Source organism: uncultured Gimesia sp. (assembly GCF_963976445.1).
In the GTDB taxonomy this organism is placed as follows: domain Bacteria; phylum Planctomycetota; class Planctomycetia; order Planctomycetales; family Planctomycetaceae; genus Gimesia.
In genome coordinates this window covers 52,292-77,606 of sequence record NZ_CAXBKP010000012.1, presented here as the reverse complement: position 1 = coordinate 77,606, position 25,315 = coordinate 52,292, and the positions used below count along the sequence as shown (strand labels likewise).

The 25,315-nt window shown below is 49.2% G+C and carries 13 protein-coding genes; 7 read left to right on the top strand and 6 right to left on the bottom strand.

Annotated elements, in window-relative coordinates; all coding sequences use genetic code 11:
• Window positions 1–194 precede the first annotated feature (194 nt).
• From AAC022_RS14780 to AAC022_RS14765, 4 genes are all read left to right on the top strand, one after another.
• Complete coding sequence (locus tag AAC022_RS14780; RefSeq protein ID WP_339732105.1) at window positions 195–2,495, top strand: DNA translocase FtsK 4TM domain-containing protein; 2,301 nt, start codon at window positions 195–197, stop codon at window positions 2,493–2,495.
• A 429-nt stretch (window positions 2,496–2,924) separates the two neighbouring features.
• Window positions 2,925–4,499 carry a citramalate synthase gene (gene cimA / locus AAC022_RS14775; protein ID WP_339732104.1) on the top strand — a complete coding sequence of 525 codons (1,575 nt, stop codon included), beginning with the start codon at window positions 2,925–2,927 and terminating at the stop codon, window positions 4,497–4,499.
• A 162-nt stretch (window positions 4,500–4,661) separates the two neighbouring features.
• The gene (locus AAC022_RS14770) at window positions 4,662–7,586 is read left to right on the top strand and encodes a valine--tRNA ligase (protein ID WP_339732102.1); all 2,925 of its coding nucleotides are present in this window, start codon (window positions 4,662–4,664) and stop codon (window positions 7,584–7,586) included.
• Window positions 7,587–7,747: 161 nt separating this feature from the next.
• Window positions 7,748–8,152, top strand: a complete 405-nt coding sequence (locus AAC022_RS14765; RefSeq protein ID WP_339732101.1) for a bifunctional nuclease family protein — start codon at window positions 7,748–7,750, stop codon at window positions 8,150–8,152.
• A gap of 200 nt (window positions 8,153–8,352) precedes the next feature.
• Here AAC022_RS14765 and AAC022_RS14760 read toward each other — a convergent pair whose 3' ends face one another.
• Window positions 8,353–9,303 carry a glucosamine-6-phosphate isomerase gene (locus tag AAC022_RS14760; protein ID WP_339732100.1) on the bottom strand — a complete coding sequence of 317 codons (951 nt, stop codon included), beginning with the start codon at window positions 9,301–9,303 and terminating at the stop codon, window positions 8,353–8,355.
• Between the two features lie 496 nt (window positions 9,304–9,799).
• Here AAC022_RS14760 and AAC022_RS14755 point away from each other — a divergent pair, with 496 nt between their 5' ends.
• From AAC022_RS14755 to AAC022_RS14745, 3 genes are all read left to right on the top strand, one after another.
• Complete coding sequence (locus AAC022_RS14755; RefSeq protein ID WP_339732098.1) at window positions 9,800–11,002, top strand: efflux RND transporter periplasmic adaptor subunit; 1,203 nt, start codon at window positions 9,800–9,802, stop codon at window positions 11,000–11,002.
• A gap of 62 nt (window positions 11,003–11,064) precedes the next feature.
• On the top strand, window positions 11,065–14,229 hold the full coding sequence (locus AAC022_RS14750; RefSeq protein ID WP_339732096.1) for an efflux RND transporter permease subunit: 3,165 nt from the start codon (window positions 11,065–11,067) through the stop codon (window positions 14,227–14,229).
• Between the two features lie 155 nt (window positions 14,230–14,384).
• A complete protein-coding gene (locus AAC022_RS14745) occupies window positions 14,385–15,653 on the top strand; it encodes a hypothetical protein (RefSeq protein ID WP_339732094.1) in 1,269 nt (422 codons plus the stop codon).
• A gap of 120 nt (window positions 15,654–15,773) precedes the next feature.
• On the opposite strand, the gene AAC022_RS14740 is transcribed toward AAC022_RS14745, so the two are convergent.
• The 5 genes from AAC022_RS14740 to secA form a co-directional block, all read right to left on the bottom strand.
• The gene (locus AAC022_RS14740) at window positions 15,774–16,922 is read right to left on the bottom strand and encodes a beta-ketoacyl-ACP synthase III (protein WP_339732092.1); all 1,149 of its coding nucleotides are present in this window, start codon (window positions 16,920–16,922) and stop codon (window positions 15,774–15,776) included.
• A 478-nt stretch (window positions 16,923–17,400) separates the two neighbouring features.
• Window positions 17,401–18,378: a hypothetical protein gene (locus AAC022_RS14735; RefSeq protein ID WP_339732090.1), complete on the bottom strand. Its 978-nt coding sequence runs from the start codon at window positions 18,376–18,378 to the stop codon at window positions 17,401–17,403.
• A gap of 60 nt (window positions 18,379–18,438) precedes the next feature.
• Entirely contained in the window at window positions 18,439–19,617 is a 1,179-nt protein-coding gene (gene metK, locus AAC022_RS14730; RefSeq protein ID WP_339732088.1) for a methionine adenosyltransferase, read from the bottom strand.
• 369 nt (window positions 19,618–19,986) lie between these two features.
• The gene (locus tag AAC022_RS14725; RefSeq protein WP_339732086.1) at window positions 19,987–21,330 is read right to left on the bottom strand and encodes a 3-deoxy-D-manno-octulosonic acid transferase; all 1,344 of its coding nucleotides are present in this window, start codon (window positions 21,328–21,330) and stop codon (window positions 19,987–19,989) included.
• A gap of 46 nt (window positions 21,331–21,376) precedes the next feature.
• Entirely contained in the window at window positions 21,377–24,925 is a 3,549-nt protein-coding gene (gene secA, locus AAC022_RS14720; RefSeq protein WP_339732084.1) for a preprotein translocase subunit SecA, read from the bottom strand.
• Window positions 24,926–25,315 lie beyond the last annotated feature (390 nt).

Genomic DNA, 25,315 nt, shown 5'->3' with positions numbered 1-25,315 from the left:
AGACACTTAGTCGTGAAAACGTTCCCGTCTGTTGACGTTCTTGGGTTTAGTCTCAGTCGGGAACAGTTTTTCACTCGAAGCTGAATGATCCCCACTAAAACAACGTTTTTTTTGCGTCCGCTTTGCGCGCTGTTGATTCCCCTTTTTGAAATACAAACGAAAACTTTAATAGATAGATTTGTAGGTTGGTCACCATGATCGACATTCATCGATTCAAAACAGATCTCATCGCGCTGGGATTACTCGCGGTCACAGTCTTTCTCGGACTGAGTCTGTTCAGCTACGATCCCGCCGATCCACCTGCGCAACTCGTCTACCCTGTTCGCGATGTCGCTCAAAACCTGTGTGGAACGTCAGGCGCTCAGATCGCTCATCTCCTCCGATCCGGACTTGGAATCGGTGCCTGGGGCATTTTGCTGGCGTTCATCGTTGTCGATATGCGCATGTTCTCCCGTCAACAAGCCGCCGGGGTTATAGTAGAACTCTTTGGTCTGAGCCTGATTCTCATCTCAGTCTGTATCGTCAGCCAGATGATGCTTGGCAACAACAGCGCCACTCCCTTAATTGGAAGCGGCGGTTATATTGGTGCGCTCGGCTTCTCATTACTGGAATCCAAATTTTCAGTCGCTGGTTCGTTAGTCCTGCTGGCATCCATGTTCTTCGCCGGACTGTTATTAACTGCCGATACACTGCCGGTACGAATCCTTTTCTCCTGCCTCACCTTTCCTTTCCGAGCCTTGAGCCGTGAACCTTCTGAAGTGGATGAAGAAGGTGAAGAAGAATATGAAGAGGAAGAAGAAGACGTTGTCGCTGAAGATGAGGAAGAAGAATACGAAGAAGAAGTCGTCGTCACTGCTCCTAAATCTAAATCGAAAAAAGCAAAAAAACGCAAGCCGATCAAAGTTAATCCACCGGCCGGCATTCGCCTGGCGCGGAATAACAAACCCATTGAGCAAAAAAAAAACAGCACGTATAAACTGCCCGGGTTAGAACTCCTGGAAGAGGCAGAAGCTTTCCCGTTTGAAATGTTAGCCAAAAAAGCGGAAGAAGCAGCCGAGATTCTGGAAAACACCTTCGCTGACTTTGGTCTGGATATTCAAGTTTCAGAAATCGATACCGGACCGGTGTTAACACTATTCGAACTCGACTTGAAACCTGGTTTACGAGTCGCGAAAGTCACCGCTCTGGCGCATGATCTGGCTGTCGCACTGCGTGTTCCTTCTGTCCGTGTGGTTCCTTCGATACCCGGAAAAAATACGGTTGGTGTCGAAGTTCCCAACGAAAAACAAGTCATGGTGCGTTTGAAAGAGCTGATTGAAGCCTGCTCTGACGAAGCAGAAAACAGTCGCATCCCCCTCTTCATGGGTAAAGATGTCAGTGGCCGCCCTCTGACCGCCGACCTGGCCAAACTGCCTCACTTATTAATCGCCGGTCGTACGGGAACGGGTAAAAGTGTCTGCCTGAATACATTGATTCTCTCTCTGTTAATGACACGCACCCCCAACGAAGTCAAAATGTTGATGATCGATCCGAAAATGGTCGAATTGAGCGGCTACAAACGTATCCCCCATTTAATGCATCCCGTGATTACCGACATGAAAAAAGCGGAAGCCGTTCTAGCGTGGGCCGTAGATCAGATGGAAGAACGCTACGATTTGCTGGCACGTTGTGGCTCCCGAAACATTGAGAGCTTCAACAAACTCGGAAAAGATAAAAAACTGGAACTGGCGGGCATTGATCCAGAATCGGACGAAGCCCTGCAGATGCCGGAAAAAATGCCTTCGATAGTCATTGTCGCTGACGAAATTGCAGACATGATGATGACCTCGGGGAAAGATGTGGAAGCACACATTATTCGCCTCGCACAAAAATCGCGAGCCGTCGGAATTCACCTTGTCTTGGCAACTCAAAAACCAACTGTTGACGTGATTACCGGTTTGATTAAATCGAACCTGCCTGCCCGCATTTCGTTCCAGGTTGCCAGTCGCGGCGATAGCCGGGTTGTTCTGGATGAAAACGGAGCAGATGCCCTGCTCGGTAACGGCGATATGCTTTATCTCGCGCCGGGAACCAGTACACTGACCCGCGCTCAAGGTGCCTATGTCAGCGATGAAGAAATCGAAAACGTGATCGACTTCTTCAGCGATATGGAACCAGAATACAGTCCGGAACTGGCTCGAATCACTTCAGCCAACTCGAAGAAAAACAACGAAGGCGATTCTGACCGTAAAGAAGACAGTCTGTACAACGACGCGGTTGAAGTTGTGATTCGCGAAGGTCGTGGATCTGTTTCTCTGCTGCAACGTGCCCTCGGCGTGGGTTACGGACGTGGTGCCCGTTTGATCGACTACATGGCCGAAGATGGCATCGTCGGCGAATACAATGGATCACAAGCACGTGAAGTCTTGTACACAATCGATGAATGGGAATCCGCAAAACAGAATGAATTCGAAGACGATTACGGCGAAGAAGAATTCGAAGAAGAATTCGTCTAACCTCTGATTCTCCCCTGCTCTGTTCGGAATCTCGCTTGAAAAGAGCATGGAAGTCAGGATTTCGTTTGACTACCACAGCCACTCTGCTTATGATCTTCGCAGAGGAACATCTCTCACTAAATTAATTATCTAAATTGAAGGCTTTCTGGTCCATGGTGTCTGTTTCAAATACTGTCTGCATTAGCAGCATTATTATTATTTGCGAAATTACAGACTCCCAATGACTTGAGGATCATTACCAATTTAACAGATTTTCATAACCTCAGGTCACAACCTGAGGTTTTTTTATTGCATTCACTAAGACACATCAAGGATTGACACACGATAACCTGAAGAGAATAACAGGAGATCGTTTCAGAGTGATTTCGAATTTCAGGACAGACGCGATCAACGATTCTTCAATTTTAACAGTAAAAGAAAGCCCCTACGATGGCCCGAATTCAGATGTATGACACCACTTTGCGGGATGGCAGCCAGGGAGAAGGTGTTAACTTCTCATTGGAAGATAAGCTGCAAATTACCGCAAAGCTCGATGAAATGGGCTTCGACTTCATCGAGGGCGGCTATCCCCTTTCCAATCCGAAAGACACCGAGTATTTCCAACGTGTGGCAGAAATGGATCTGAAACACGCCAAAGTGACCGCATTCGGCATGACGCGCCGCAAGGAGATCCACGCCAAAGACGACGTCGGCATGCAGGCACTCCGCGATTCACAAGCCCCTGTCGTCACCATTGTCGGCAAAACCTGGGATCTGCACGTCACCGAAGTTCTGCGGGTCTCGCTTGAAGAAAATCTCGCGATGATCGCCGACTCCGTCGCCTTCATCAAATCCTGCGGTCGTGAAGTCATCTACGATGCCGAGCACTTCTTTGACGGTTTTCGCGCCAACCCGGAATACGCCTTGAAAACAATCAAAGCCGCTGCAGACGCCGGCGCAGACATCATCATCCCCTGTGATACAAATGGTGGGAGCCTGCCCGAAGTCATCACGAAATATGTTGATCTCGTGCATAGCGAACTGAAAACGCCACTCGGAATTCATTGCCATAACGACTGTGATCTGGCTACCGCCAACTCATTAGCAGCCGTGAATCATGGTGTGATCCAGGTTCAGGGAACTATCAACGGAATCGGCGAGCGTTGCGGCAATGCCGACCTGATCAGCGTGATTGCCAACCTGGTCACCAAAAAAGAAGAGTATTCGGTCCTGCTGGATAACAATCTGCATAAACTGACTGAGCTCTCGCGCTATGTTTACGAATTAGCCAATATGAATTTCCGGTCCAGTCAGCCTTTTGTCGGCAGCAGTGCGTTTGCCCATAAAGGTGGCATGCACGTCCACGCGGTCAATCGCATTGCCAAAAGTTACGAACATATCGAGCCGGAAGTGGTCGGCAATCAACGAAAAGTCCTGGTCAGCGAACTTTCCGGTCGTTCGAACATCGTTGCCAAAACGACCAAATATAAGCTCGATAACGACCCTGAACTGCTCACGAAAATCCTGGAAAAAGTTCAAGACCTGGAAAATGTAGGCTATCAGTTTGAAGCCGCCGAAGCCTCTTTTGATCTGCTCGTCAAAAAAGTGGCCGGAACCTTTAAACCACACTTTGAAAAGATGCACTATCGTGTGAATGTCGAATCTGACGCTACCCACGAACCACTTACCGAAGCCACCATCAAACTGGTTGTGAACGGAGAACAGGAACATGTGGTTGGCGAAGGAGATGGTCCGGTGAACGCACTGGATACGGCACTGCGAAAAGCCCTCTGCCCTGCGTATCCAGCCCTCGAAAAGATGCATCTGGTCGATTATAAAGTGCGCGTCATCAACTCGGCAGAAGGCACCGCTGCCAGCGTACGTGTGGTCATCGAAAGTAAAGATGAACACGACGTCTGGAGCAGCATTGGTGTCAGTGAAAACGTGATCGAAGCCAGCTGGCTGGCACTAGCTGACAGCGTCGAATACAAGCTCTATAAGGATGAAGGAACTTTTTTCGACTAGAATGTAGAAACCCCCAGCATCTACAATGCCCGCAACGCTCATTTTTGCTATATCTGAGTCTGATCGGTCGCATTTTGTAGCTGGTCTAGCACACTTGTTCCGTTGTTGATGGAATTTTCTCCTGCAAATCAGGCCTTTGAATTTAAGACCCAACCAGAACTCATGACCGAATCGCTTGAAAAACAGTATAACCCTGCGAGTGCACAACAGAAGTGGTATCAATACTGGGAAGAAAAAGGCTATTTCCACGCCGAACCCAACCCGGAAAAACAACCACACACGATCATGATCCCGCTCCCCAACGTCACCGGGGCGCTGCACATGGGGCACGCGCTGAACGGCACACTGCAGGATCTGATTACCCGCTGGCGCCGCATGCAAGGCTGTGAAGCCCTCTGGATGCCCGGAACCGACCACGCAGGCATCGCAACTCAGGCGGTCGTCGAACGGCGGATGAAGGAAGAAGAAAATCTCACACGCCACGACATCGGCCGCGACGCGTTAGTAAAACGGATCTGGAACTGGAAAGACCAGTACGAAAAACGGATCTTAAATCAGATGAGAGAAATGGGCGCCAGTTGCGACTGGGAACGGACGCGCTTCACGCTCGATGAGATGTGCTCTAAAGCAGTCCGCCGTACATTCCTGAAACTCTTTTCTGACGGTCTGATTTATCGCGGACAACGCCTGGTGAACTGGGACCCGTTCCTGCAGACCGCAGTCGCCGATGATGAAGTCTTTTCAGAAGACATCGCCGGTCAATTCTGGACCTTCCAATATCCGGTGGTCGACAGTGACGAACGGATTTCGTTTTCCACCACGCGCCCTGAAACCATGCTCGGCGATACCGCCGTCTGCGTACATCCTTCTGATGAACGCTATACGCATCTGGTGGGGAAAAAAGTGCGAATCCCTTTAAACGGTCGTGAAATTCCGATCATCGCCGACGCGCTGCTGGCGGATAAAGAACTGGGAACCGGTGCCGTTAAAGTTACTCCCGCACATGATCCGAATGACTATGCCTGCGGGTTACGCAACGATCTGGAAATGATCAACATCCTCAATCCCGATGGCAGCATGAACGAAGTCACCGGCGACTATGAGGGGCTTGACCGCTACGAAGCACGCAAAAAAGTCGTCGCAGATATGGACAAGCTGGGATACTTCATTGAGGTCGAAGATCGGCAGATTCCCGTCAAACACAGCGACCGCTCAAAAACACCGATTGAACCATATCTCTCCGATCAATGGTTCGTAAAAATGGATACGCTCGCACAATCGGCCATCGATGCGGTCGAGGATGGACGCGTTCGCTTCTTTCCCAGCCGTTATTCAAAAACCTATCTCGACTGGCTCAAAGAAAAACGGGACTGGTGTATCAGCCGTCAACTCTGGTGGGGACACCAAATTCCGATCTGGTATTGTGAAACCTGCTCCGAAGCAGACCTCAATCAGGCATTTGGCGATCGATACGATATCAGCTTCCGCCGCGATGATGCAGACACCCGCTGGTTGATCTGCAGTGAAACCGATCTGACCGGCGATGAGCTGGGCTCAGAACATCAATTAGTTCAAGACGACGATGTACTCGACACCTGGTTCAGCAGTGCCTTGTGGCCGCACGCCACTCTGGGATGGCCCGATAAGAATCCGGATCTGGATTATTTTTACCCCGGCGACGTGCTCGTTACCAGTCGTGATATCATCACGCTCTGGGTCGCCCGCATGGTACTAGCTGGCCTGTATAACATGGGCGATGTACCGTTCCGACATGTTTGTATTCATCCGAAAATCCTGGATGGGTTCGGACAGACCATGTCCAAATCCAAAGGAAACGGCGTCGACCCGATGGACCTGATCGACAAGTACGGCGTGGACGCGGTCCGATTTACGATCGCGTCTTTCGCCGGTGAAACTCAGGACGTCCGACTGCCTGTGGGCTATGAAGATCCGGAAACCGGTGAAGTCGTTCCGCAGACACTGGAACATCAGACAACGATTCCCGCCGGTGGCGAGAAACCACGCATCAAGTTTCCGAAGAGTGGAAAATCGTATCAGTACACAAGCCCCTGGTTTGATCCGGATCCAGGCGAAAAGGTCGCACGCATTGTGAGTGAGCGTTTTGAGTATGGCAGAAACTTCTGTAATAAACTCTGGAATGCCAGCCGCTTCGCGATGCTGAACCTGGAAGGTTACACCCCTGCTCCGATCGATGAAAATGATTTGACGATGGAAGACCGCTGGATCTTAAGCCGTCTTTCCAGTGTCGCCGAAGAAATGACGACCGTCCTAGGTCGCTATCAGTTCGATGTCGCTACCCGCGCCATTCGCGACTTCACCTGGAATGAATTCTGCGACTGGTATCTGGAAATGATCAAGCCTCGTCTATGGGATGAGAAGCAAAAACCGGTCGCCCAGCGTGTACTTGTCGGCGTACTCGATTCACTGCTGCGTTTGCTCCAGCCATTCGTACCCTTCATCGCAGAAGAACTCTGGCAACGCTTAAATGAAATTGCACCGGAGCGTGGTTTATTCACTCCGGAACAGGCTGCAGAAAGCATCATGGTTGCTCCCTGGCCGGAACCTCCACAAAGCTGGCAGGATTCACAACTCGAAAAACGCTTTGAACGTCTGCAGGAAATGATCGTTGCTGTGCGTAATATTCGCGCGGTTTACAAGATATCCCCTGCCACACCGCTGAAGATGTTCTTGCGGTGCGAAACGAATGTCGCCGATGATATGCAGAATGTCGCCGGCCAGTTCGACAATCTAGCCAAAACATTATTGGAATCGGCTGGTGCTGACGTGCAGCGTCCCGGTGGATCCGCTACGTTTTCCTTAAACGATGTCGACGGATTTATCGAATTGAAAGGGATTATTGATCTCGATGCCGAACTCGCCCGACTCCAGGCAGAAGCAGAGAAGCTACAGAAACACATTGATGGTAGTAAAAAGAAGCTGGCGAACAAAAGCTTTGTAGACCGAGCCCCTGCCGACGTGGTGGAAGGTGTTAAGGAAACTCTGGCCGGTCTGCAGAAACAGTTAAAGAGTGTCCAGGATTCGATGGATCAGCTCGGCGACCAGTAGTAGCACTTTCCTGGAACAGATTTGTAGAGCTTCTGTTGTCCGTGTCTGTTCCGGTCTATAATAATTTATAAATGAATTCAGGCGTTCTGATTCCCGATATTCAATCTCATTCTGGTTGACGCGTCTCTCTGTTTGAGAGGGACTGACCTCAGGAGGTTCTCTTGCTAGTTGAAATGGAGTTGTCTCGTATTATTATCAGCGAGATTGGTGATCAGCAGGTGATTTACCTGCGCGAAGTGAATGGCGAGCGTATCTTTCCGATCCTGATTGGAATTTTCGAAGCCACCACTATTGATCGTCGTGTGAATCAGGAGTTCGCCCCACAGCGTCCTTTAACTCATGACCTCTTGAAAAGTACCATCGAATCGTTGGGGGGCATCCTCAAAGATATCGTGATCACACATATGGAGGATCATACCTACTTTGCCGTACTACGTGTTGACCAGGATGGAAAATTGATCGAAATCGACAGTCGCCCCAGTGATGCGATTGCCCTCTCAATTCACTACGAGCCCCCCCTGCCGATCTACGTCCATGAATTGGTTCTGGAACAGACCGCGAAATAAACGCCGACGATAATCTGAAATACGAAAAAAGGGTAACCTCAAACTGACAGGAGGTTACCCTTCTCTATTTTGATCGACTCGACCGAATGGGGAACTAGTGCTTTGTCAAGCTAGGAATTGAGGGTTGGGGTGTTGTTTACGTGCTCCGCTGTCGCACTCTCGTGATATCTATCAACCCAAAATTTAAAAATGATACTCCACTAGTTACATTCAGCAGTCAGCGGACCGGCGAGTTCATCCAAAATGATCAGACGGCCCGGCTGAGTCGTCATGTAGGTCGAAGGAATCCAGCTGGTTGGTTCGTGTCGTAACGTCATCCAGACACTCATCCCCTGCCACTGCATGCCCCGGGAGAAAATTCCGTCACAACCGCCAATGATCTTGTCGGCGTTCAGAAAACAGCCAGGACCAATCGTATTGGCATACGCGGGAACCAGAGTCGTACGACTCTTGAAACTCGTGACGGCATTTTGCTCAATCGTCAGCGGATGCAGTTTGGCACCAATACGGTGTGTTTGTGCTTTCCATTCCTCTTCCGAATTGAATTCTTCGGCAAAATGAGGTTCCCAGAACGCGATATGACAGACGCGACCAATTCCAAAAATCACACCCAGCTTGGCGCCAGCTGACTTCAGCTCACCAATTTTTTCCGCATAGGTCGGCAGCACATCTGACGTCGCGAAATGTCTTTGATTTTCCGGAACCGTCAAATCACCCAGAGGACCATAAAAGGCTTCCTGCATCGCATACTGGAAGGCACCCGGATTGTTTGGGGGTAACGTATTCCCGTTGGCATCACTCCATTCATCCATATTAAATCCATAAACATGATCGCAGGAGACATTCCATTCCTTAAGAAAGAACACGGCCCAGCGATACATGCCCATCGGTCCGACGGGCAGAATTAACGCCAGCTTCTCGCCAGCATCCCGTGACTGCTTAATCGTTAACGCAATTTCATGCCCCATAATCGTATCGAAATCGGTCACACTCCCACACATCACGGGCTCAAAGTCTTTGTGCCACCAGGACTGGCGATCAGTGATCGAGGTCGGATCGGCACTCATGCATTGATCAATCTTGGTCAGATCCCAACCGGCTGGGAAATAACCTTCCATCATCGAACCGGCAATCGTACTCATTAAATCCATTGGTTTCCCCTTCTCAAAGCAAATTCACAGGTTTGTCACACTGTGTAAAATATCAAAAATTAATAATTTCTAACGATTGTTGCAAAATTCAGCTGCAGGTGTGGATTTTAGCATAGACTGCCCCTGATAACAGGAACCAGACGGTAACGATTTCACAAACAAAAGAATAATTAAACAACAGCTCTCAGATAGACAAACATCTTGAATTCTCTAGCCGATATAGTTCTAATAGAGTGGCCGAGTTGATTACTCCTGCGAGCTTTCAATCCTGCCTGAATAGAACCTTCCTAATAAACCGAATAGTTTATCTTTACGATAACGTCGACCTGCCTGAATGAACAACAGAGGCCTCTCTGCTGTCATAAATCAGGGGCTTATATAAATAAATATCCAGACTCCTTCAGTTTAAGTTTGATCGCATATGCAATCAATCCGATGGATATTCTATTGAACAAACGCCCTTGCTGCGGTTCACACAACCGGAGATACCAAAAAGATGAAAGTACTGATTGCTCCAGCCTGTACGGCAATTGCCATGGTGATTGGCTGGTTTGTTTATGAACAGTCTCTCGAAGACATCAAAACCGCCCCTAAAACCATCATCACTGAGCCCATCGCGGTGCAAGTGACCCGCTCCACCAAAAAGAATCTCGAAAAGCGAATCACTCTTGTTGGTAATCTTGAAGCAGGTTCGCAAGTCGAAATACGAACACGCTACAGCGGCTTTATTAAATCGATGCCGTTCGATGTCGGCGACCAGATCAAAGCTGGTGAAGTCATTCTCGAACTGAATGATTCGGAAAACCAGGAGCTGGTCAGCAAATCCGAATCCGCACTCACCGTGGCCAAAGCCCAGCTCAGAGCTCAGGTCACTTCACAAGAACTGGCCCAAAAAGCATACCAGCGATTATTAGTGCTGCAAAAATCAGGCGTAAGCACAAAACAGCAGATGGAAGAGGCACTTGCCAATATGGCCATCCAGGAAGCCCAGACCGAGCTCGAAGAAGCACGCGTCGAACAGGCAGAATCGGACCTCGAACAAAGCCGCCTGCGGTTGCTGGAAAATAAAATCCTGGCTCCGACCGACGGATTTCTGGCCGAACGCCTGGTCGATATCGGCGATCTCGCCAAGCCCGATGTCGCGCTCATGAAAATTGTCAATCTGGACAATGTCCGGACAGTGGTCCACATCGTCGAAAAAGACTATGAAGATGTCAAAATCGGGCAGAAGGCGGCAATCACCGTTGACACCTTCCCAGGCAAAACATTTACTGGTCGTGTAAAACGGAAAGCCCCCATTCTGGATCCCCAGACTCGCACCGCGGCTGTCCACATTGAAATCCCCAATAGTGATTTCTCGTTAAAACCCGGTATGCATGCTCGCGTGCAAATCGTATTCGAACACCGTCATAAAACCAATGTCCTGCCCATCGCATCCCTGACCCACCGCAAAGACGGTCCGGGATCAGCAGTATTTATCATTGGTGGAAACCCGCCGATCACAGAAAGACGGAACATTGAGGTCGGCATCAATGACGGTGAACTGGTCGAGATCCTTTCCGGAATTAATGCGGAAGATCTCGTGATTACACTGGGAAATCGACTGGTTGATGAAGGCCAGACGGTCACCCCGATTGAGGTCCCCATGGACGAGGTTCTTCAAGCACCGTCAACCATACCACAGAAAACGAATTTGTGATCAGGCTGATCGAATTTTCTGTATGACAGCATTCCCGCTGATTAATCATTGAAGAATCATTTATGTCCTTGACTCGACTGGCAGTCCAACGCCCGATTACAACACTCATGGCCTCTCTGGTACTGGTCATGTTGGGTTGCGTGTCCTTATCGCAACTGGCGGTGGACCTGATGCCCGACGTCCAGAACCCCAGCGTCAGTGTGATTACGATCTACAAGGGAGCAGGCCCTAGTGAAGCAGAAACGCTGATCACACGCCCCATCGAACAGACACTCAGTTCTGTCTCTGGCGTCGAGAATATTCTCAGCAGCAGTATGGATGGCAGCAGCACCGTGCGGCTGCAATTTCAGTGGGGCACCGATCTAACCTTAGCGATTAATGAAGTTCGGGATGCGCTGAATAAACTGAAAAACAGACTTCCCGAAGGAGCCGAAGACCCCTATATCCGGCACTTCGATGTCGCCGACAGCCCGATTATTTATCTCGGCTTGAACAGCGAACTCGATCCGATCACCTTGTCCCGTCTGACAGAAAATCAAATTATCCCTCAATTTGAACAACTGGAAGGCGTGGCCCGCTTACGCATGCGAGGTGGTATTGAGCGTGAAATTCAGATCCAACTCGATCGAAGCAAACTCGAATCGCTGAATATGGGCGTGAACGAAGTCATCAATGCTTTGAAAAAGGAGAATATCAATCAGCCTGCGGGAAACTATGAGGAAGGTAACCTCAACCTGCATATCCGCAGTCAGGGTGAATTCACCAGCCTGGATCAAATTGAAGACACGGTCGTCCGGGAAGTGGCCGGCGCAACCGTCCATGTCCGGGATATCGCGGAAGTCGTCGATGGAGAAAAAGAACGCACCGAGCTCACCCGCATGAACGGACAGCCGGGAATTCTGCTGTATGTCTATAAACAATCCGGCGCCAATACCATCAGTGTCAGCGACCGGGTACAAAAGCAGATGGAGCGCGTTAACAAATCGATCCCCGATGTCAAACTGAGTATCCGCGTTGATAAATCCGAGTTTATCAGACAATCGATCGCTAATATTCAAGAAGCCGCGCTCTACGGCATGGGCCTGGCGATTCTGGTATTGATTCTCTTTCTGAGAAGTTTCCGAAGTATGTTCGTCATCGGTACCTGCATGCCGCTGTCTGTTCTGGCTACCTTTATTCTGATCTACTTCCAGGGATTTACGCTGAATATCATCTCATTCGGCGGCCTGGCTTTGGGAGTCGGCCTCCTGGTCGATAATTCCATCGTGGTACTGGAAAGTATCTTCCGTAAACGGGAAGAGGGAGTCGACCCCATCACCGCCGCCATCGAAGGCACTGAAGAAGTCTCGGCGGCAATCATCGCCAGTACGCTGACGACGTTGATTATCTTCCTGCCTCTGGTCTTTATCCAAGGCACTACCGGGATCCTGCTGCATCAGCTGGCATGGGTAGTTTCCTTCTCACTGATCTGCTCCCTGTTTGCCAGTTTGACACTGACTCCCGTCATGAGTGCATACTGGATTCCTGATGAGACAAAAGTCGTCCACTCGCGTTGGACCAGACCCTGGTTTACGATCATCGATGCATTCCATAGTATGAACTATAAATTTCTACTGTTACTCGAACGCGCTTATGCACGAATTTTAAGTTTCAGCCTAAAACACGCGACCATCACCAGCTTCCTGTTGCTACTCTGTTTTACAACAACACTCGGCTTATCCCCGCGCATCAAAACGGAGTTTCTCCCCAAAACAGACGAGGGGGCCATCAATATATATTCGCGAATGGCAGCCGGCATTCAACTCAAAAAGCTCGATCAGCAAACACGTATTCTGGAGCAGGCAACAATCCAATCTGTTCCGGAAGCAGTCGCCGTGGCTTCTTTTATCGGCGATGGTGCTGATGACGCCGACCGCTGGAACCGCACGACATTACGCATCAAGCTCTCACCGCGTAGCGAACGAAAACGGGGAATCGAAGAGATTCGCAAATCACTCGATGATGCCATCGGCCCCATTCCCGGCATGAAAGTCCAGGTCAAAGCACAAACCGAGATGATGTTGATGCGAATGATCAGCAGAAGTGGTAGCGGAGATCTCGTCGTCCAGGTCGCAGGACACAATCTCGAACTCTCACAAAAAATTGTCGATCAGGTCGTGGGAGTCATGCAGCAGATTCCCGGCTTAATCAATGTCGAAGCAGAAATCGCAGATAAACGACCGGAGTTGACCGCATCCATTGATCGGGAAAAGGCCGGGCTGCTCCAAATTAGTGTGCAGGATATCGCACAGACTCTGGAAACCACAATTCAGGGGACTGAAGCCACGCTCTATCGAGAGGAAGGGGACGAATTCGCTGTAGTGGTTCGCCTTCGTGAGAAAGACCGTGACCATCTTTCGGATGTACAACAAGTCGGCGTGACCACTGCCACCGGACGTACGATTCCTCTGAAAAACCTGCTGCGGTTTGATACCGATGAAGCACCGGTTGTTATCGAACGGCACAACCAGCAACGAGTGCTCCGCGTGTTTGCTGATGTCGAAGGCAGAGATCTGGGCAGTATCGTTCCTGAGCTGGAACAGCACCTCAATTCCATCCAGATTCCTTCCGGGTATTCCATCAGAGTGGCCGGCGACTGGGAAGAACAGCAAAAAAGTTTTAACGCACTGAAACAGGGTTTTGTGCTCGCCATCATTCTGATGTATATGGTGATGGCGTCTCAGTATGAATCATTACGAGACCCGTTTTACATTTTATTCTCGGTTCCACTGGGAATGATCGGCGTCATCTGGGTGTTTGTGTTCACAGACACGACCTTGAATGTGCAATCTTTCATCGGCATCGTGGTTCTCTCAGGAATTGTTGTGAACAACGCGATCGTACTCGTCGATTATATCAATCAATTACGAAAACGCTTTCCGGAAAAACCGCTGACCGACTTGATTCTTCAGGCATCCACCCGCCGATTCCGACCGATTCTGATGACCACGCTCACCACCGTTCTCGCAATGATGCCGATTGCCCTCGGCTGGGGCGAAGGAGGCGAATTGCAGGCCCCCATGGCCCGTGTTGTGGTCGGTGGCCTGCTAGCGGGAACGATCATCACGCTCCTTGCGATTCCGTTGATCTATCAGTCCTGTACATCGACGGTAAAAAAAGAAACGCAAGAAACTCAGGCAACAATTACTGAAGAGAACATTCTCGCCCAACAGGTAAAATCTACCTGAAATTGCTGGTAAACACAGTCTACGATAGCATCAAATCTGTCAGAGTGTCTATAATACGCTTCAATAGGATTGTCAGGCATTTCGTCTTCAGTTCTTGAATTGCAATCTGATCAGCATCTACCTCATCTGTGGGCCCTTGGATAATCATTCTGATTATGATGAATCAAAAACCTTCTCTCATATCTGAACCAATACCGTATAAAACCATTTTCCCCTGGCTGCATCTGTTTCGCGTCTTTCGACTGGCTGTCGATTTTCAGAAAATTTTGCTGGCCTCGGCAGGACTGCTGCTGTTGCTCCTGGGAAATCAGCTGTTTAACCAACTCCCCTTTGCACCGCCACAACACCCGGGAAATATACAACAGGTTCCACAAAACGTCCTGTTTCCACCACCGTCTCCCCAGCAGATTCTACAACCACTCTCTGGCGGCAGCTTCCTCAGGGAAAACAGCTTCTCCGCGTTCGGCCTCCTTAGTGACGGAACCTCGGTGCTTGGGACCATGTCCTTTTTTACAGAACCTGTCGTAGCGCTCTTCCGCATCGATGCCAGCTGGAGTTCACTGGCTTATGCTACGACACAACTCTTATGGGCGATTATCGTCTGGGCCGTTTTTGGTGGTGCGATTACCAGAATCGCCGCCATCCAGTTTGCACAGGACGAACATATCGGCTCTCGAGCTGCCTTGCGATTCTCGTTGAAACGCATCCTCTCACTGGTCAGTGCCCCCCTGCTCCCTTTTGCAGGATTGGGATTCTTCTGGGGCTTATGCCTGCTGATCGGCTTATTTGGGAATATTCCTGATGCGGGCGGCATCATCGTCGGTCTACTCTGGGGGCTGGCGTTCCTGTTTGCTTTTGTAATGAGTTTAATTCTACTGGTCACACTTGCAGGCTGGCCTTTAATGATGACCACGATCAGCGTCGAAGACAGTGATGGATTTGACGGTTTGAGTCGCATCTTCAGCTACCTGTTTGGACGCATCTGGTATTTTCTCTGGCTCGTGATTGTCACACTCTGCTATGCCGCGATCTGCCTGCTCTTTGTTGAATTACTCATCCAGCTGGTCTCTTATCTTTCCTTCTGGGGAGTCAGCTGGGGAATGGGCAGTCAACAGGCGAGTGATTTATTCCACTCGAATCAAAACACACTCGCCACCACCATTTCCATGGGTTGGGGATCGATCCTCAATATTCTGTTTACCGGCTTTGTGATCAGTTTTTTCTGGTCGGCCAATACCGTGATCTATTTTCTGCTGCGAAAATGCGATGATGGAACTCCGCTCGATCATGTCTATAACGCAGACGAAAATCAGGACCAGGCAGACGAACTGCCACTGGCAGGCGTGGCCAAAGCGGGAGAGCCTGTGATTGAGCGACCTGTTACATCGGAAGAACCAGCTGGTCCGGAACAGGAAACAGAATAAACATCTTGAAACGGGGCTGTCTTTGAAGAGCCGCTCATTTGTGTGGAAACGAAAATACGCCATCGGCGGAAGTCAGTTTCATACTCGAAACAGGACCTAAAAAACGTCTGTTCTCGTAGCTTACCAGCGGAACAATCCGGTTCCCCAGGCAAGTCCGGCTCCAAAGCCGCTCAGCAGAATTGTATCGCCGCGGTTAATCATACCGGCGTTGAATGCTTCATCGAGTACAATCGGAATCGATCCCCCTGAAGTATTCCCATACCGGTCAAGGTTGTTGAATACTTTATCCTTGGGAATTCCCAGTTGCTCACAAGCTGAGTCAATGATCCGGATATTTGCCTGATGCAACAAAAATAAATCAACGTCGTGCACGCTCATGCCGGTTTTGGTCAGCATCAGATCAATCGAATCAGCAACCGTTCGGACGGCCCATTTAAAGACGCTGCGGCCATCCATATTTAAAAAGTGACGTCCCTCTCGAATGTCTTCAACGGTCGCGGGATTCCGAGTCCCACCGGCGGGACGATCCAGTAAAGAGCAACCGCTTCCATCGGAACCGGTCTGATAACAGGCCAGTCCCTGATGAGGATCTCCCTTGGCAAGCAGCACGGCTCCAGCACCGTCTCCAAACAGCGGAGCGACGCGGCGGTCTTCCGGATTGACAATGCGACTGTTGCAGTCTCCACCAATCACCAGCGCCAGTTTACTGTTCCCTGTCGCCACGTATTGCGCTGCAGTCACTAACGCATACATGAACCCGGCACAAGCTGCCTGTAAATCGATGGCAGGAGCATCCAGCCCCAATCGATCCTGAACCAGACAAGCCACCGAGGGACACTGAAAATCGGGAGTGAAAGTTCCAATAATCAGCAAATCAATATCTTCAGGATTCACGCGGGCGGCGCGAATTGCCTTTTGTGCTGCTTCATAACACAAATCACTTGTCGCCATCTCAGGAGGGGCATGACGGCGTTCCAAGATACCAGTTCGTTGTTCAATCCATTCCGGGTCAAAACCAAAACGCTCCTGCAGATCCTGATTCGTAACGACATTGTCTGGTACGTAAGATCCACTCGAAACAATTTGCACTCCCAACAATGAATTAGTTCGTTGACTAATCACCTGGCGACCACGCTTGCTCTCTATTTTTTTAGTCTCAGGCGATTCGTTGATTTGCTCATTCAGCAAACCGGACGCATCTAGAACTGACTCTAGGTCAGTCGACTTTACCTGATTTTTTGTTTGATATTTTAAAGAAATCTTGTGCATGTTCCTGACATCCTTATTCAGCAATTGTCAGACCCTGAACGAAGTACAGAGCCCAACATCCCCTCAACACGAATCCCATCGTGATGCAGCACAATTCCACTCAACACAGGATCTTAACATATGCAAGAACCTGTTATAAATGTAGATGCACTAAGTGATTATCAAAACGTTTCCGCATTAATAACCAATGAGCTACTATGATTGGTTGTGAGAAAGAAAATGCTCGAATCCCACTCGTCATAATCAGTTAGGGAGACTCCCCAAGTGACTGACAATGACTGCAAAGTATAGCGATTCATAAAATTGGAAACTAGCGAAATATAGAAAATTCCAGCTATCGTATAATATAGGTAAAATTAACTGTCCTGCAAATAAGCATAAACACCCATTTTTCCATATTTCACATCAAAAACCCCGACCATCTTACCTATTATCACATCTAACCACAAACCATTTGACCAAAAATACGACCTTTGGTTCAGGCAACATCTTCATTCAGAGCCTGGTTAGTAATCCGATAATTCATTTCGGCCTCGAACGCGTGTTCCAGGTCATAAGTCCGTTTGACTTCAACACTGACACCATAACCCCGGGTTTCCAGCACACGTGCTCTGATAGCCATCCCAAGCCCGAAAGTACAGACGACATGTAATTTTCCCTCCACAGGGGGAAAAAGCCCGAGATGTACAACGCTGGCTTTCTGATGCTTTGCAAACTGAATGAGAGTCCCGCCTTCGATCACTTCAAATCCATCCGTATTCTGCGAACGGTTCATCCACTGCGAGCAGTTTTCCCTGCTTTCATCAGCCTCACTTGTCTCCTGCTGAGCGGCATCACTTTGGCCTAACAACGCCTCAAACAATGCTTCGTTGTTCTCTTCACTGTCGGGCGCATCCTGCACGTCTTCCAACTCAGTCTCAGGTACTATCTGAGGCGAATCGGCACGATCAGACAGTGCGGAAGCCTGTGAAACCAGGTTCCCTTGATCCGAGTTACCAATAGGGAGAAACTCGGATCTCTGCCAGTTGGAATTCTCACGATCGATCACTTCCAAGACACCGGCAAAGGCCAGAAAATACGCCAGACTGAAAAACAAGATCCCTGTTAGATTCAGTCCATTCTGGGGTAGAACAGCCAGCATTCCAGCTAAGACGGGCAGAATCAGCGCCAAGGTTAAACTGTGTTTTTGACCGCTGGAAAGATTCATTAGCCGCAGAGAGCGGATCAACAGCAGGGTCCCTACTGAAGCACATGAGAGTAGGCCGCCTATTGTCAGCAGAGGCAAATAACTCTGCTGTATTTGAAAGCCCCCCACACCACGCAGCAACAGAAATAGACTGGCAAACAGAAGATTGCCGCCGATCAAAAAAAAAGGGAACAGCCACCTCAACCGAGATGGCTTTCCCTGAACAGGTCGATCCTTGAACTGATTTTGACGCTGGTTTGTTTCTTCCATGACGAGCATCCTCCATCCTGCCCGGCGAGAGTGACTTCAATCCTGACACAACTCCTGAATTCAGGAGATGGCGAATTGAGGCTCAGGAACTTCCGCTCCCAATCCTGCAGCATCTCTCAACTCTGCCGCTTTGTCTGTTGCTTCCCAGGTAAAATCGCGATCATTGCGGCCAAAATGACCACCCCAGGTTGTTTTTCTGAATATCGGACGACGCAACTGCAGATGATTGATAATCCCCTGTGGGTTCAGCGGGAAGAGATCTCTCACCAGTTCCGAAATTGTCTCTTCGGGAATGACCGAGGTCCCCTTGGTATCAACATAAATACTAGTTGGCTCAACCACACCGATGGCATAAGAAAGCTGAACTTCACACTCAGTCGCCAGCCCGGATGCCACGATATTTTTCGCGATGTACCGTGCCATATAGGCCGCAGAACGGTCGACTTTCGTCGCGTCCTTACCACTGAAAGCACCGCCACCGTGACGTCCCCAGCCACCATACGTATCTACGATAATCTTGCGGCCTGTCAAACCAGTATCGCCGTGCGGACCACCAATCACAAACCGACCGGTCGGATTGATATGGTACTTGGTTTCATCGCTTAAAAAGTTGGCCGGAACCACTTCTTTAATTACACTCTCAATGATGAATTTGTGAATTTCTTCCTGAGTCACATCATCGGTATGTTGAGTCGAAACCACAACTGCGGAAACGCCAACCGGCTTCCCATCTTCATAATCAACAGTCACCTGGCTTTTACTGTCGGGCAATAACCAGTTCACTTCACTATTCTGACGAATTTCGGTCAGCTTATTTAAAATGCGATGCGAAAGTGCAATCGGCACGGGCATATATTCTTCAGTCTGATTACAGGCATATCCGAACATCAACCCCTGGTCGCCGGCCCCTTCGGCGTCAACACCCTGTGCAATATCAGCACTCTGTTGATGCAGCTTCACCAACACCTCACAGGTATCCGCATTAAATCCGATATCATTGCTGGTGTAACCAATATCACGAATCACATCACGGGCAATTTGTTCGTAATCAACCTGGGCATTACTTGTGATCTCTCCTGCCAGCACAACAAAGTCAGTTGTACACAATGTTTCACAAGCGACGCGTGAATTTGGATCGCCAGCAAGTAATGCATCGAGAATACCATCCGAAACCTGATCAGATACTTTGTCAGGATGTCCCATACTGACAGATTCACTTGTAAACGAAAAATTAGCCATGCGTCACTCCATCCTTTTACATTTAACAACGTGATCATGAAATGTGTTGTGTCCGACCCGGACCGACTCTCGAGCACGCCCTCATCAACGCTAGCGTTGTCCATGCTTTTTTACGTTCGAAATCATCCTGGAGATGTCCCAAGATACCTTGATCCAAGCGAACGACCTGAGAGCCACCTCAACCTTTGATACTTAACATGATAGACCGCATCACCATTGTGAATGCGCTCCGAAGATAACGATTTTAGTATAATTGTAGGGCCCCTGAATCAACTCAACAAGAGCTTCTCGACTCCCCCAAGCCGTTTTGGACAAGGTTTCTCAAAAATCAGTCCTGAATTGAATCGTTGCGGTAAATCACGGAGGCTTCTAAGCCGCCCGATCACAAGACGAAGCATCTGGATCGACTACCAGAGGCGCAATCAGTTCAACGGTTCGACTTGTCGCTCCCCGCTGATTTAATACAAATGTCTGTGCCCGCACGCCTTGCTTTCTGGCCGATTCAGGGTCTTCCAGCCAGTCTACTAAAGTGTCGAGCAATTCCCCCTGATCTTGTACGACTGTTGCCGCCCGGTGCTGAATCAATGCATCGACCACATCTTTAAAATTCCAGGTATTCGGCCCAAACATCAATGCTGCACCGAAACCGGCTGGCTCAATCATATTCTGTCCGCCTCGCTTCGTGAGACTTCCCCCCACAAATGCGAACGCAGCCAGCCCCCAACAGGCCTTCAACTCTCCCAGTGTATCCAACAGGCAAATCGCTGGCTGACCACTGGTGGAAAATGGCAAAACAGAACCAACGTCTTCCCGGCTTTGATGACTGCGACGAATCAAAGGCAACCCGTAGCGTTTCACAAGTCCGGCGACTTCCTCGAAACGTTCCTGATGACGAGGAACCAGAATCAGCCGTAACTGAGGGAACCGCTTTCGGGCTTCCAGATAAACATCCAATGCAATCCGTTCCTCAGGTGATTGTGTACTCCCCACCACCAGAATTGTTTCCGATGTTTTTAACTGAAACGTATTTCGTAATTCATCGGTTAGTGGATCATCCCGTTCAACCTGAATCCCGTCAAACTTGATTGATCCCGTCACATGAATCCCTTCGGAATTCCCTCTCAAATTCGCAAACCGTTCGGCATACGTCTCCGTCTGAACGGCGATCAGATGCAGTCGGTTTAATAATGGCCCGACCAACGCCCGAATCTTCTGATAGCCACGAAAGCTGTTTTCACTCAACCGTCCATTAATGATCGAAACGGGAATCTTTAATTGATCGGCAGCCAATACAAAATTCGGCCAGAGTTCCATTTCAACTAGAAATACGGCCGTAGGTTGAATACGCCGTAATGCACGCGAGACGGCCCAGGAAAAATCCAAGGGAAAATAACAGATACAATGCTGGGGGAACTTCTCTTTCGCAACCGCATATCCGGTATGAGTCGTCGTTGAAATCACAAATTCCACTTCGGGATTCTGCGCTGCCAACTCCTCTAACAGAGGGGGCAACTGCAGCACTTCCCCTACACTGACGGCATGAAACCAGAAGCAAGGCTCAGAACTATCCCGCACAGGCAGACTTCCCAGAAGTTTCTGATCCAAGCCAGATCGATATTTCTTGAGAATCAACACCCTGTAAAATATCACAGGCGAAACCACTGCCAGTAACAGACAGTAACCCAGATTCAATAGATAGGAAATTATACGCACGGGATTCCATTCCCCTGGTTGAGTTCAGCGATTTGATTCTCTAAAACTACAGATTCTTTCCGCAGCACTTCTTAAATTTCTTACCACTTCCACAGGGACAGGGATCATTCCTGCCAACCTTTGGCTGCTGATTCACAATCGGCTCGATTGACTGCTCTACAGGCTCGGATGCACTCTGTTCATCACCAACAGGCTCATCATAATTGAAATCATCCGTAACCTCTTCATGTACTGTCGAAGTCACCTGCCACAACGAGCCAACAAAATCAGGACTCTGTTTTTCCAATCGGAAAATTGCCGAGGTAACCTGCTGACCGATCCGGCCCCACATCCCATCAAAGGCTTTCATTCCTTCGCGGCGGTATTCTACTTTGGGATCCTTTTGGGCATATCCCACCAGACCAATGCCGGACCGCAGGTGATCCATGTAATACAGATGGTCTTTCCAGGATGTATCCAGTACTTCCAGGATCAGAGAACGTTCCGCCTGACTAAGTTCCGGACGATACCGTTTATTATAAGCCTGATACAAGCGAATCCGAACTTCAGCATCGGTTAACGGCTCAAGCTCTTCCGTTGTTACACTCAGTTCCAATTCCTGATTGGCCCAATTGGCAATCTCATCCAGAGCCGCTTTGCGCTCACTGGAATGGACGCCATTTCCCGAAGCACCAGAACTTTCACCGGCATAAGCCTTCGTAAGCAACTGTTCAATTTGTGCTGAAGCTTCCCCATTCACAAACACCTTTTCGCTTTCCGCAGAAAGGATGTTTTGAATTTCATTGACCTGCTTGCCTTTCAATGCTTCCTGATCCAGATTGGAATGAAATCGTGTATTGGCCCACTTCACCAGACCCACCCGACTATTCGCTTCATTTCCAGGCTGCTGATTCCCCAGGAAGTTATACATCCCAACCGTCACAGGAAATGAAACTTCTTTTTCCTGGTAGAGTTCTTTTACGATCTCCAGAATCTTTTCTTTGGATTCGGGAACACTTAGATCCACGAAGTCCTTCGGATCGGCTTCAATCCCAAACTGGTAATCCAGATATCCTACCAGAGAACGCGTTCCCCAGTCTTCATCCAGAAATGCCTGAAGTGGCGTAAAATCAATGCGTCCAATGGCTTTCTGGGCATGGTCGAACAGCGTCTGATGCAAGCCATCCCGACCATTTTTCTTCAGCTCACGCTCATTCAGATTCAGGTTAAAATGCGCGTTCGTCCATTTTGAAAGGGCCTGCCAGTTCCAGTCATCTTCATACTCTTCTGGAAGATTTTCACCGATCTGTTCGGCGATCAGATCATCCGCCTGCAGTGTCGCCTCATCTTTCAGATAACTGACCAGTTGTTCGTAAGTCATCTCACGAACATTCGCAGCATCGACATCAATATGCGCTTCCTGGCTACACCAGGCGGCAATCGTATCCCAACGATAATTTTTTTCGAGCAAACGCTCGGTTTCTTCATCAACCTGCCGTTCGATCATCTCCAAAATCAAATCGCGACAGTTGCATCCATCCAGAATCTGCTGTCGATATCCATAAACAGTTTTACGCTGCTCGTCCATCACTTCATCATATTCAAGCAGATGCTTTCGCTGCTCAAAGTGACGTTCTTCGACTTTCTTCTGGGCGCCTTCAATTCGCTTGGAAACCATTCCACTTTCGATGGCTTCTCCCTCTTCCATCCCCAGACGCGCCAGGATATTTTTTACCCACTCGCCGGCAAACACACGCATCAGTTTATCTTCGAGCGACAGGAAGAAACGACTCGAACCCGGGTCTCCCTGACGACCAGACCGACCGCGCAACTGTAAATCGATTCGGCGGGAATCATGACGCTCGGAGCCAATCACATGCAGGCCCCCCAGCTTCATCACTTCCGCGGCTTCCACATCCATGCCTTCCCGTTTTTCAATGTCGTCGACCAACTGGTCCCATTCTGTTTTGGGAACATCCAGACGCGATTCGTATTTCTGGCTCAATTCATCCCAGGCGATGTGTTCGGCACTTCCACCCAGAATAATATCGGTACCACGACCGGCCATATTCGTCGCGATCGTAACGGCTTTTTTTCGCCCTGCCTGCGCGATAATTTCCGCTTCACGCTCGTGATGTTTGGCGTTCAGGACGTTATGGGGAATCCCGTATTTGCTCAGCCGATGGCTGACGATTTCTGACTGTTCAATCGAAACCGTTCCCACCAGAATCGGACGCCCTTCTGCATGGACTTCACGCACCTCATCAGCAATCGCTGTCCATTTCTCTTTCTCGGTCTGATAAATCACATCGGGATAATTAATCCGCTGCATCGGCCGGTTCGTCGGAATACTGACCACATCCAGCTGATAGATCTTCCAGAATTCTTCCGCTTCGGTCATCGCGGTACCGGTCATCCCGGCTAATTTATCGTACAGCTTAAAGAAGTTCTGCAGTGTAATCGTCGCCAGAGTCTGTGACTCTTCCTTAATCTTAACGCCTTCTTTGGCTTCCACAGCCTGATGCAGACCATCGCCCCACTGACGCCCCGGCATCAATCGGCCCGTGTGATCATCCACAATAATGACTTCACCCTGCTGCACCACATAATTTACATCTCGCTTGTAAAGGTGATGCGCTTTGAGAGAGTTATCTATCAAATGCGGCCACTCCATATTGCCCGCAGTATAAAAACTCTCAACGCCTGCTAATTCTTCTGCATGCTTGACACCCGCATCTGTCATGTGACAGGTATGCTCTTTTTCCTTGACTTCAAAATCAACGTTAGGCGTCAGCTTTAGCGCCACGGAATTGGCTTTGGAATATTTCGTCAAATCATCTTGCGCAGGCCCGGAAATGATCAACGGCGTTCGCGCTTCGTCGATCAGAATATTATCGATTTCGTCAACCACTGCATAATACAATGATCCCTGCACCTGTAGTTCTTTCACAGGCTTCATATTGTCCCGCAGATAATCGAACCCGAACTCGTTGTTCGTTCCGTAAGTAATATCGCAAGCGTAATGTTTCTGCCGTTCCTCGGGTCCCATCCGCGATTGAATCGCACCCAGATTCAATCCCAGTGCAATATGAATCGGCCCCATCCACTCCATATCACGCAGCGCAAGATAGTCGTTGACCGTCACAATATGCACTTTACCAGCCAACGCATTCAAAAATGCCGGCAATGAGGAAACCAGCGTTTTCCCTTCACCGGTCACCATTTCGGCGATCATGCCTTTATGCAGAAAGTAGCCACCGATCATCTGCACCGGGTAATGCCGCATATTCAAATTCCGCCGCGCAGACTCGCGTACCGCCGCGAACGCATAGGTCAGAATATCATCTAACGTCTCCCCCGCCGCCAGACGTGCGCGCAACTTCGACGCCGTCTCTTTCAATTCGTCATCGGAGAGCTGCATTAACTCGGGCTCGAAACTATCAATTTCCGCCAGCATCGAACCAGGCACGATTTCGTCTTTGCCCTCTTTCTTTCGGACAAAACCCAGCTTGCGAATTTGACGTTCGTTCGAAGAACCGAACATTCCTGTCAGAAATCGCTCCAGCCATGTCGTAACTACAGATAACCACTCACCCAGTTTGTCAAGGAATTCCATTTTTTAACCTGAACTCGAATTCTCGAAAATAGTCTTTATTATAGATCAGGCGGATCACAGCCCGACTGTCATACTGGCAGTACGCGCGTTCCGCTCCAGAATGATCGAAGTACGTAACAACAACGCCTCATTCCTGTCCGGAATACATTTAATCTCTGTAAGTTCTTCTCTTCCCGAAGTTTATTTATTTTGAAAAATATGGTCAATGGCGGTATTTCATCCGTACACGACCATCACTCCGCACTCTGGAAAGACTCACTCATACTGAAATGCAACCAATGTGCCAAGTCTGGGGGATTTGTAATATCTTCCTCTGGATAATTAAACAGAAATTCTTATATTCCAGATATCTTCCAGAAATACGTTACATGACTTAAATCCCTATGGAGC